The sequence below is a fragment of the Microcoleus sp. BROC3 genome, from assembly GCF_036702515.1.
Classification (GTDB): domain Bacteria; phylum Cyanobacteriota; class Cyanobacteriia; order Cyanobacteriales; family Microcoleaceae; genus Microcoleus.
Genome location: NZ_JAUBTQ010000005.1, coordinates 112,352 through 123,186, shown reverse-complemented (window position 1 = coordinate 123,186; position 10,835 = coordinate 112,352). Strand labels below are relative to the sequence as shown.

Below are 10,835 nucleotides of genomic sequence, written 5' to 3'. Positions count from 1 at the left end.
GTTAAGCATAAAATATGAATTATTTTATCTAACTTGAGAAATATAGTCAACTGAGGGTTTAAGGCTCTTATTTAGAAAGCATTCGGCAGAATTTAATAATTTTTCTTGCTTGTAAGTTAAAACAAAAAATTCCTTGTTCCTTGTTCCGTCTCCCTTCGATCTCGGAAATTAGCGCCCGATTCATTGGCAAGACCGAGTGTTTTTACTCAGTCCATTGAGGGATAATGGTAGCGGATGAATCTATCGGCAACAATATCGCTTGCATTGTAAATCGGCTGATGCGGCTGTGGGAAATGCGATCGGCAAAAAAGTTACGCTAAACTGTTCTTTAAAAAACTTGACAATATGCACTAAATCGCTTATATATCTTATCTTAAAAAATTTTGCTACAATCCTCAATCTTATACCAATTATTAACCAGAACCCGGTAAGGACACGGCAATGCCGTGTCCCTAAAGATGCTCGCGTACAATGGTGCTGGGTTTCGTTCTTCAACTAATGACAACAGTCAACTGACAACAGTCAACAGTCAACTGACTACTAACTGCTAACTCCCAAGTTTTGAAGTGCTTCCAAAGCTTCGGTTGCTGAGGGGTAACGCTGGGGGAAAGCGTACAGCACCATCTGGTCTAAAACGCGAGCCAACGCCGGAGTGACAATTGCATTTTTCTCCCAGATGAGATTGCCTAAATTATCAACTCTGAGTTGTTTCGGGCGCATTCCTGTCAAGGCTTGAATCCCGATGATCCCGACAGCATAAATGTCGCTGCAAAATTTCGGCGAGCCGATGGCTTGTTCGGGGGGAATGTAGTCTTGCTGAGTACCGCCGCGCGATTTCGTTTGACCGATGCTGTTTTGTGAAGTGTTGATTTCTTTAACGGCCCCAAAGTCAATTAATACAATCTTGCCATCTGATGTCCGCCTGATTAAGTTTTGAGGGTGAACGTCGCGGTGAATTACATCTTGTTTGTGAACAAAAACAAGCACTTCCAAGATATCTTTCAACAAAGCGATAACCTGATGTTCTTTCCAGGGTTGACCTTCGATTAGTTCTTGATACAATGGTTGCCCTTCGATGAATTGATAGACTAAATAAAAATATCCATCTTCTTCAAAGCGAGCTAACAATTCTGGTATCCGATCGTGTTGGCCCAATCGATATAAAACCCGCGTTTCTCGATCGAATAACTGGCTGGTTCTTTCCGACTGGCTTTTCAGGCGCTTGACAAGGCAGAAAGGGCGATCGGGCAAGTTTTCATCTTCAGCGAGATAGGTGTCGCTGTACTCCGTGCTCACCAAATGTTCCGTGATTCGGTAACGCATCCGCATCAATTTTCCCAATAGCGGATCGGTAGGTTTATCTAGTGGTATGCCTTTTTGTACAGCTCTCATGATGCAGTCCCAAAGATTTGCTCCGACTACTTTTTCTTCTTGCCCAATAATTTCTGCTTGCTTCAGTACCTTGGTGAGGTCTTTCCACAAGTTGTAGCCGACATAACGCCCCAGATAGCCCACGCAGTACCCGCGGGCGATCGGATCGTTTTCCTGAATTTCTTTATAGGTCCAACACTGTAAAACACCGCGAATTATCGACTGCTCCAATCGAGTTAGGTGTTCTCCTTTTTGTTGGTATACCAAATAATCTAAGAAATTGATGGCTTCGTCTACTGTCATAATTTCATGCTTTAAACTAATTGTACTCAAGCTGACCATTTTTTTGCTCCTAATTCCGATTTTTATAGTTGCGATATTGGGGCCGGCGCTTAAGCGCAACTACAAACTGATTTTTATGGGCTGTGGTGTAATTACTGTTATATAGGATTTAGCTGAATATGGCTAACTTGTCTAACTATCGCAATATATTTTTACAAATATGACTTTTATGACTTTAAGTTATGAACTTTATGAATTGACTCGATCGGTAGTTTGTTTAATTATACCAATTACAACTTTTAACTAGGGAATATATTCCCGAATTAGCCGATCGCAGATTTAACTGTACCCAATTTAAGCAAAATCTTCAGAGGTGTATTATGGCAAGCTTAATGACTCAAACAGTTACAAAGTCGATCGCATTTATCGACAGTGCCGTACCAGAATCCCAAGTCTTAGCCAACGGCATCAACCGAGAAATCGAAGTCATTCCACTAGATTCCTGCCGCAGTGGCATCGCACAAATTACCGAATCTTTGGAAAATCGCGGTGTCTCAATAATTCACATAATTTCCCACGGAGCACCGGGTTGCTTGCAATTGGGCAGCAGCAACTTGAATGCAGATAGCATTGAGTGCGATCGCATTTCTTTACAGCAGTGGTTTTCGACACAAATGGGCGCGAGCGAAAATTCGCTATCCCCAAGCCCTGCGGAAGAAAGAATTCAACCAGAAATTCTGCTTTATGGTTGCCAAGTAGCAGCAGGCGACACAGGTATGGCCTTTGTCAAAAGGCTGAGCGAACTAACTGGGGCTAGCGTTGCCGCCTCCCAGAATCTGACAGGAAATGCGGCCAAGGGTGGCGATTGGAAACTCGAAATGAAAACCGGAAAAATCAAAACACCTTTAGCCTTGAAACCAGAGGTATTAGCCACTTACAGCCACGTTCTCTCACTCTTTAAAGTTACTGACTACGATCCCATAAATTATGCTAGTAATGTCATCGCCGGAGACTTTAACGGTGACGGTAAGGCTGACATAGCTGCTATGGATATTGGGTCAAACAACATTAGCATTTTCTTTGGAAATGGCAATGGGACATTTAACTTTGGCCCCACAACTAATTTAGGAGTAGCACCTTACGACTTTTTTACAGGAGACTTTAATGGTGACAAAAAGCTTGATTTAGGCATTACGAACTTGAGTTCTAAAAACTTTTCTGTCTTATTAGGAGACGGCAAAGGTAGCTTTAGTCCACCCACTAACTTGAATTTGGGTTCGGCTTTCAACTTCGTCTTTTGGGGAGACTTTAAAAGTGATGGCAATCTTGACTTAGTTAGTGTTGACTCCGAATCAAATAAGATATCTATATTGTTGGCAGATGGCAAAGGTGGCTATGGTAAACCGACTGATATTAGTGTAGGACAATTTCCCAACGACATCGTTGTGGCAGATTTTAATGGTGACCAAAAAGTCGATTTAGCAACTTCAAATAAGAACTCTAATAATGTTTCCGTACTTTTAGGAGATGGTAAAGGCAGTTTCGCTCAAGCCATGAACTTTAATGTCGGAACATCCCCCACTTCTATAGCTGTCGGAGACGTAAACAACGACGGTAAGCTGGACTTAGTAACTGCAAATAGTGCCTCTAACAGCATTTCTATTTTATTTGGAGATGGCAATGGCAGCTTTGGTTCTACCACTAATTACGAGTCAGCAATTAGCCCATATTCAGTTCGTTTGGCAGACTTTAACGACGACCAAAAACTCGATCAATTGGTTTCTAATGCCTATTCAAGTATCATTGTGTGGGGAGACGGTACGGGTGGCTTTAATACTTACTCTGAAGTTCCTTACGCTGGTATTAACACTCAAATCATAGACATTAACGCAGACAACCAGGCCGATATAATTGGCAACAGTCTTGGCGACATCAGAGTTTTGCTGAACAATCCAGAAGCAAATTCGGCAATTTCTTACGCTATTACTGTCAATCCTGCTAGCGCACTTGAAGGCAATACAGGTTCTAAACCTGCTACTTTCACTGTGACTCGCAGCGGTAGCACTGAATTGAGTAGTAGTGTTGATTATGAGATTACTGGCAATGCTACTCTCCCCACTGAGTACGATAATATTAGTGGAAATTTTAAGGCGACTGGTCCCAAAGGTAAGATTAAATTCAGTCCGGGTGAAACATCTAAAATCATGGTTATAGATGTTGCGGGCGATCTAGTACCAGAAAGTGATGAAAACTTTATCATTACTTTGTCAAATCCGATTGCACCAGGCCCGAAACCTACGATTACTACTCCTACCGCTAAGTATACGATCGTAGATGATGACACTACAACACCAACACCAACTCCAACACCAACTCCAACACCAACACTAACTACTCCAACTCCAACACCAACTCCAACACCAACACTAACTACTCCAACACCAACTCCAACACCAACTCCAACACCAACACTAACTACTCCAACACCAACAGAAACTACGTTAACTACTCCAACTCCAACTCCAACTCCAACTAAGCCAACTACTCCAACTATAACTAACCGCCCGCCGCAGCTAAACGAAGACCCAGAAACAACTCCCTGGCGCTTCAGCACTCTGAGAGTCAGCAAATCGTCGTCTCAAATTGAGTATACGGTTCCAGAAAAAGCATTTACAGACCCAGATTCGGGCGACAAACTGACTTATTCAGCAACTCTAGAGAACGGTCAACCTTTACCGAATTGGCTGACTTTCAATCCCACTACTCGTACTTTCAGCGGCGACAATACTCAAGCGAAGTCTCTGAATATTAAGTTAACTGTCACCGACAAAGCTGGTGCAACTGCTAGCGATGTCATTCTGTTAAGAACTCGTCAAAAGGGTGCGGTTGTTGATGGTTATATTGAGGGTGCGACTATCTTTTTTGATGCCAACAAAAACGGGGTAAAGGATGCTAGCGAACCGTCGGCAACGACTGATGCTAATGGCGAATACGAACTCGATATCCCAGACAGTTTTGATACGAACAAAAATGGCAGTTTTGACCCAGAAGAAGGCAATTTAGTTGCTTTTGGCGGGACGGATACTGCGACAGGTTTGCCACTGGAAACGCCTGTTTCTGCACCTGCGGATGCTACTGTCGTCACTTTGTTAACCAGTTTGGTAACTGATTTGATGGCTGGGGGAATGACGCAGAGTGAAGCCGAGTCAAAAGTTAAATCTACTCTGTCTATTCCTGCGGGAGTTGACTTGATCGACTTAGATCCGATCGCATCTACAGCCAAAAATGAACCGGGTGGTGTTGAAACTTTAGTCGCCATGACAAAAGTCCAAAACGTGATTACCCAAACCAGCAGCCTCATAGACGGTGCATCTACGGCGGACAATGCTGCGATCGTCAAAGCTGTTGTCGGGGCAATTAACAGTAAAATTCAATCCGGCGGTTCCCTCAATTTGAGCGATTCGGCACAGGTAGAAAGCATTATCCAGCAATCTGTTGCCAACGTCAAACAAGTTGATAGCAATCTCAACACTCAAAAACTTTCCCAAATTACCCCGGAAGCGGCGAAGGTAATGGCTGAGGCAAATCAAAGCACGGATAAAGTTAAATCTAAATTTTTGCCTGAGTTTATTCCCTCGGAAATTGCCAAAGTCCAAAAGGTGACATTAGGTGAAAGTTCGATCGCCCTGGAAGAAGCGGGCGCTGGCACAAAACCAATCGCACAGGTAGTTTCCGAAAATACGGGCGAATCTTTGAGTGCCAAAATTCAAGGTAATCCAGCACCTTCTCAACCCGCTGTTCCGGTTGTGCAAGGTGATGTGGAACTTGTCAATACTTCTCCTGAAATTCTCGGTGATGAGGGCAAAAATCTTGTCGGTACGGATGATAGCGATACTTTAATCGGCGGCAGCGGTAACGATTTTATCAGTGCCCGAAAAGCTAGCGATTCCCTTGATGGTGACGGCGGTAATGACAGCATTTACGGTGGGCGGGGACTCGATACGCTGACAGGTGGCAGTGGTGATGATATCCTATTTGGAGGCCGCGGTGCTGACAGTTTGGACGGCGGTATCGGCAATGACAGTTTGTACGGTGGCAAGGGAGATGATACTTTGCTTGGCGGTTTGGGAGATGATTTTCTCAGCGGCGAAAATGGCAACGATTTTCTGATTGGAGGTAGCGGGAGCGATCGCTTTTTGTTAACTTTAGGTAACGGCTCGGATACGGTGGTTGATTTTGAGGTGGGTAGCGATAAATTTGCGCTCGATAACGGTTTAACTTTCCAGCAGTTGGAAATTAGTCAAACTGCGGGACGAACAGTGCTCAAAGTTATATCCACCAATCAAGTTTTGGCAACTGTGACTGGGTTGAATAGTTCGATTACTGCATCGGATTTTGTGTTGCTTTAGATTTAACTCCAGCGTAGGGGCAATCCTGTGGTTGCCCTTCTAAATGAGGTCGGCACTAAAAACGAATCATTTGTTAAATCACTTTTACCGGGAGGAGCATCATGTTTAAATTTGGAAAAATGACCCTAGTATTCATTACCGCATCTGTTGCTATTTTGCTGCCAGTTGTTCGGACTACCGCACAAGAAACCAGCAGCGAATTCAGTCAACTGCAAACTTTATTAGAAGCGAAGAAATGGGACGATGCCGATCGCGAAACCGTCTCTTTACTCCGCAACAACCCCACGTCTTGTCCGAACCTCCGCGCGATCGACCAATTGTGGATGCAACACAGCAATAATAAATACGGCTTCACTCCGCAGTTAGAGATTTGGCAACAGACGGGGAAGGGTTTAAATTGTCAAACTTGCGAAGAAGAAATTAAAGAATTTAGCAAAAAGGTAGGATGGAAACTTGACTCGCGAGAAACTCCTCTGCTAGGGGATTTTCCCGCTCAGTACCCAACTGTTGCTGCATTAGGTTGGCAAAGCTACGTTGGTAGAGATACAAGTTTTTTTGGCGATCGGCGTAATACATGGCAAGCGTCGAAAGTTCAAGGTTATAACTTGTTCTCTACTTTTGCTAATTGCGGCAAGTAAGTAGACAAACCTAAAAAAACAGAATACTCAGATACCCGACTTCTTTAAGAAGTCGGGTATCTAAAGCGAGAGGTCGTTTTACGTTCTTTTGCTTTCATACTTCTGCTTCTTTTAAAAAGCGGGTTTTGCTGAATACAGGTATGAATTAAAAATTTCCCAATTGCTATGGGCCAAGTATGGTGAGTTTTGTAACGTTGGAGAAAAGTTTATTCATACCTGTATTCAGCAACGCCATTTATAGAACACAGGCAAGATGTCTGTTCCACAAATATAGAATAAGAAATAACAATCAACAGTCAACAGTCAACAGTCAACAGTCAACTACTTAATCTTATTTACATAGCCCCACAAACTATAATCGCGACTCAACCAACCCCGGAAAAAAGCCATCTGAGTTGGATCTTCTTGCACCCGTTTGTAGCGGTAAATAATTCGTTCATTAATCATTTGCAGGGCGGTATTTCTGTTATTTGCCCCTTTCAGCGCTTCCTTGGTGCGCGAGTCAAAAACTCCCGTTTGCGGCAATCCTAATGCTTGCTGGAGAAAGGTAATAGAGTTATTAATACCGAAATTAACGGCGGTGTCAAACATGACGATCGCCAAAGCCGGCTGCATCGTGCCCGAGAGGCTCGAATCCCAGTAATATTGATAAATTTCTAGGAGCTCTGCTTCCGACATCTGCGTCACGTCGAGAGGCGGAAGCCCTCGACTGTAGCGGTAAGCGTTGTATTCCGTTTGCAAGACACCCCGATAAGTTCTGCCGCCCTTATCGGCTGGGTGATTGCTGAATCCGCCCTCAAAATAGAGGGTGAAATAAAGAGCCGTTTGAAATAATTTCTGCCGAAAGCTGGCTGTCTGCTGCTGTGCGAACGTCTTTTGGGCAAAGGGTAAGGGAATTGCTAAGGTTAACAAGAGTATCCCCAGCAGGAGGTTTGGTTTCCACTTGATGTTCTGTTGGCGCTGTGTCGCTTGCTTGTCGCTCATAAATTCTCTGTGACGATCGCCCGTAGTTCCGCTAAAACTGCTACTCTGCAAAATAATATAGATTCAACCTTTAACTTGATAGCACAGATAGGCCGCCAAATGAATTCCGATTTTCGCAACCAATCCGAAACACCCCAATTTGAGGATGCTGCATCGCTGACAGTCGTTGCAGAAACCTATTACTCTCAAGGCAATTTAGCAGCAGCCGTCGCTGCTTGTCGCCGAGCTCTGGAATTGCAACCGGATTGGGCGGCGGCTTACGTGACAATGGGCAATGTGCAGCAAGCAAGCGGGCAAATTGAGGAAGCGATGCGGTTTTATTCCGAGGCGATCGCCCTGAATCCCGATTTTGCTGAGGCTTATGCTAATTTGGGCAGTATGCTCTACAAACAAGGGCGTTTGGTGGAGGCGATTGTCAATTACGAAAAGGCGATCGAACTTAAACCGAATTTGGCTGCTGCTTACTGGAATTTGGCAGGAGCACTGAAGCAGCAGGGGCAGCCGGATGCAGCGGTAGCATACGAGCAAAAAGCTCTCGAACTCAATCCCCATCTGGCTGAGGTAGATTTTCACTTAAATTTAGGAGATAAATTAGCACGGCAAGGGAAGTTAGATGAGGCGGTGGCTGCATGGCAGCAGGCGATCGCATTCAAACCCGATTTAGCCGAAGCATACTGTCAAATTGGCATAGTTTTGCGCCACCAAGGCAAATTTAAAGACGCAATACCCAACCTTCAAAAAGCCCTAGAAATTAAACCAGATTTTATTTCGGCTCACCAACATTTGTGCGGCATCCTCAGAGATACTAGCGATTTAGCGGCCGCGCGGCAAGCCGTTCACAAATACAGCCAAATGTGTGCCGAAACCGATCCAATTATGACCGCGATTTACTTCGTGAGCACCTATCAAGTGTCGGGATTGAATCAAATTGCGGGCGATCGATTTTTAGAGCTAGAGTCGTACTTGCAGCAAAACTTAGCAACCGCTAGTTCGGTAGAAATTAAATCGCTTTATGCAAACTTCTTATTCAGCACGCCCTATTTGCGAGATGACTTGGCGGCGAACTCAAAACTTTACAGATTAATTGCCCAAAAGTATATCGACCAATGTATCAAACCTAATTTTTCTCAACCCGCAAATTACACTTTCAAACCAAATGCCCCATCCAGCAAGTTAAAAATCGGCTTTTTGTCCAATCACTTCAGCCGCCATTCTGTAGGTTGGTGCAGCGCTGACATCATTCGCGAATTGTCAGACATCACACCCAATTTGTATTTGTACGCTTCCGAAAGAATTGTTCCTGACGATCGCACTGAGCAATTTGAAAGTTTGGGCAAACTGACTTTCCCGAAAACTTACCCGAACGGACTTGCCAATTCGGCAGAAATTATCGACCAAATTCAGCAAGATGAATTGGACGTTTTAGTCGATTTAGATTCTCTCAGCGTACCAGTTAACGCTGACATTCTCTACCAAAAACCCGCACCAGTTTGTGTTTCGTGGCTCGGATTTGACGCCCCTTACATATCCCCAGAAAATTACTTTCTTACAGACTGGCACTCGCACCCAACCGGGCGGGAAAAATATTATGACGAGCAGCTAATTAGGATGCCTGATTCCTTTGTAGCCGTGTCAGGATTTCAGAGATATGGAGTCGATCCGGTTGCCTTGAGAAAGTCGAATCGGATCGGTTTGGATCAGATAGTTTACCTGTGCGTCGCTCCCGGCCGAAAATTTAATCGCGAGTTGGTAAAAGCACAAGTTGCAATTCTCAAACAAGTGCCGAACAGTATTTTAATTCACAAAGCTTTAGGCGATGCTGCGGTGTTTGAGGGTGCCTATCACCAAGCTTGCGAAGCTGAAGGAGTCGGCAGGCACCGAATTAAGTTTTTGCCGAGGTTTGCTACTGAGGAAGAACACAGAATTATCTATTTGTTGGCCGATGTTTTGTTAGATTCTTATCCTTACAACGGAGGCACTCACACTTTAGAGGCTTTGTGGTTTAATTTGCCAGTGGTGACTCGCACAGGAGAGCAGTTTTTGTCGAGAATGGGTTATTCGTTTTTGCAGGCTTTGGGAATTGAAGCTGGTGTGGCTTGGTCTTGGTCGGAATATGTGGAAGTGGGTGTAAAATTGGGTAAAGATAGTGAATTGAGAAACGCAATTAAAGCACAGTTGGTGAAATCTAAAGGTGCAGCCAATTTATCGCCCCTGTGGAATGCGAAAAAGTTTGCTGGTGATATGTATGCGGTGTTGGAAAAATTGTGTAAAATCAATTTTGAAAAGTAGGGACACGGCATTGCCGTGTCCTACTCCCCGCGCCGGACACGGCATTGCCGTGTCCCTACAATTAATCGGGCGATGGTTACATTTTTCATCAAGGAAGATAGATTATTTTGGGGTAGGGAAACGGCATTGCCGTGTCCTCGGTTGCCTATCGTTCCGATGCCAAGGTCAACGATATCATTCCTCATCTCAAATCTCAAATTTAAAATGGTATGACTTCAACACTGCAAACTATTAAGTTTTTGAAACAGCCGACTTCGGAAGCTTGGGTGCAACAGGCGATCGCCCATTTGGATACCATCTTATTAGACCATTCTCACTGCGAGCGGAAAGCGGCGGGAGTAGCGTTAAATTTAATGTTTCGCTACCCAGCAAGGGAAAAATTGGTGAGGATGCTAACGGCGATCGCCCGCGAAGAATTAGAGCATTTCGAGCAAGTCAACCAGCGGTTAGAAAAGCGCAGCATTGCTTTAGGCCCTTTGGCTGCACCTCCCTACGGGGCCGGTTTGTCCGCCCAAATTCGCAAGCAGGAACCGGAGAGACTTTTGGATTCTTTGTTGGTTTCTGGTTTGATAGAAGCGCGCAGTCACGAACGGTTGGGGCTGCTGGGCGATCGCTGTCCCGACGCGGAATTAGCTAAGTTTTACCGCAGTTTGATGGCTTCGGAAGCGCGCCATTACGGGGTATATTGGATTTTGGCAACAACTTATTTCGATCGGGATATTGTGATGCAGAGGTTGGAGGAATTATCATTAGTAGAGAGCGAGTTGCTGGCAAGTCTTCATCCCGAACCGAGAATTCACAGTTAAAATCTAGGTGCATTTAAAGACTGTAAAATACAAAAAACAACTAATTTTACAGTTGC

Annotated in this window: 6 protein-coding genes; 4 read left to right on the top strand and 2 right to left on the bottom strand. The window is 44.4% G+C overall.

Going from position 1 to position 10,835, the window contains the following annotated elements:
- Positions 1-540 precede the first annotated feature (540 nt).
- Complete coding sequence (locus tag QUB30_RS04975) at positions 541-1,674, bottom strand: serine/threonine-protein kinase (RefSeq protein WP_333329960.1); 1,134 nt, start codon at positions 1,672-1,674, stop codon at positions 541-543.
- Between the two features lie 371 nt (positions 1,675-2,045).
- Between QUB30_RS04975 and QUB30_RS04970 the strand changes: the two genes are divergently transcribed.
- The gene (locus QUB30_RS04970) at positions 2,046-6,062 is read left to right on the top strand and encodes a DUF4347 domain-containing protein (protein WP_333329957.1); all 4,017 of its coding nucleotides are present in this window, start codon (positions 2,046-2,048) and stop codon (positions 6,060-6,062) included.
- Between the two features lie 101 nt (positions 6,063-6,163).
- On the top strand, positions 6,164-6,700 hold the full coding sequence (locus QUB30_RS04965; RefSeq protein ID WP_333329954.1) for a GUN4 domain-containing protein: 537 nt from the start codon (positions 6,164-6,166) through the stop codon (positions 6,698-6,700).
- A gap of 321 nt (positions 6,701-7,021) precedes the next feature.
- Here QUB30_RS04965 and QUB30_RS04960 read toward each other — a convergent pair whose 3' ends face one another.
- Positions 7,022-7,684, bottom strand: a complete 663-nt coding sequence (locus QUB30_RS04960; RefSeq protein WP_333329951.1) for a glycosyl hydrolase 108 family protein — start codon at positions 7,682-7,684, stop codon at positions 7,022-7,024.
- A 99-nt stretch (positions 7,685-7,783) separates the two neighbouring features.
- Here QUB30_RS04960 and QUB30_RS04955 point away from each other — a divergent pair, with 99 nt between their 5' ends.
- A complete protein-coding gene (locus QUB30_RS04955) occupies positions 7,784-9,973 on the top strand; it encodes a tetratricopeptide repeat protein (protein WP_333329948.1) in 2,190 nt (729 codons plus the stop codon).
- A 209-nt stretch (positions 9,974-10,182) separates the two neighbouring features.
- Positions 10,183-10,779: a tRNA isopentenyl-2-thiomethyl-A-37 hydroxylase MiaE gene (locus QUB30_RS04950; RefSeq protein WP_333329945.1), complete on the top strand. Its 597-nt coding sequence runs from the start codon at positions 10,183-10,185 to the stop codon at positions 10,777-10,779.
- Positions 10,780-10,835: the final 56 nt, after the last annotated feature.